At 68.5% G+C, this 572-nt stretch carries 1 protein-coding gene; it reads left to right on the top strand.

Features of this window, described 5'->3' with window-relative positions; all coding sequences use genetic code 11:
• Positions 1 to 572 (top strand): Calx-beta domain-containing protein (locus tag QQK25_RS23540; RefSeq protein ID WP_284190128.1); only part of this gene is annotated, 572 nt, incomplete at both ends.

Below are 572 nucleotides of genomic sequence, written 5' to 3'. Positions count from 1 at the left end.
AGCGGCAACACCGGCATCGCCTCCAGCGTGGGCTGGAGCGTCGTCGAAGGTTCCGCCACCCTCAACGCCGCCGATTTCTCCGGCCCCACCTCCGGCGTCCTCAGCTTTGCCGCCGGAGAGACCAGCAAGGTCATCAGCCTCAATGTCGTTGGCGACACCTTCGTCGAAGCCAACGAAGTGTTCTACGTGAACCTCACCACGCCCACCGGCGCCACTCTCGGCACCGCCAGCGCCGCCGGCACCATCCTCAACGACGACACCTTGCCCACCCTGTCGATCGCAACCGCCAGCGCCAGCAAGGCCGAAGGCAGCTCGGGCGCCACGCCCTTCACCTTCACCGTCACCCGCAGTGGCAACACCGGCATCGCCTCCAGCGTGAACTGGGCCGTCGCCAACGGCACCACCGCCGCCGCCGACTTCACCGGCGGCGTGCTCCCCACCGGCTCGGTGAGCTTCGCCGTCGGCGAGACGAGCAAGACCGTCACCGTCAATGTGGCCGGTGACGCCCTCGTCGAAGCCAACGAGACCTTCAACGTCGTCCTGTCCGGCGCCTCCGGCGCCACCCTCGGCAC

Origin of the sequence: Zoogloea oryzae (assembly GCF_030161255.1) — a bacterium.
GTDB lineage: Bacteria > Pseudomonadota > Gammaproteobacteria > Burkholderiales > Rhodocyclaceae > Zoogloea > Zoogloea oryzae.
Note: the sequence above shows the minus strand (reverse complement) of the source record. Positions and strands in the feature narration are given on the sequence as shown.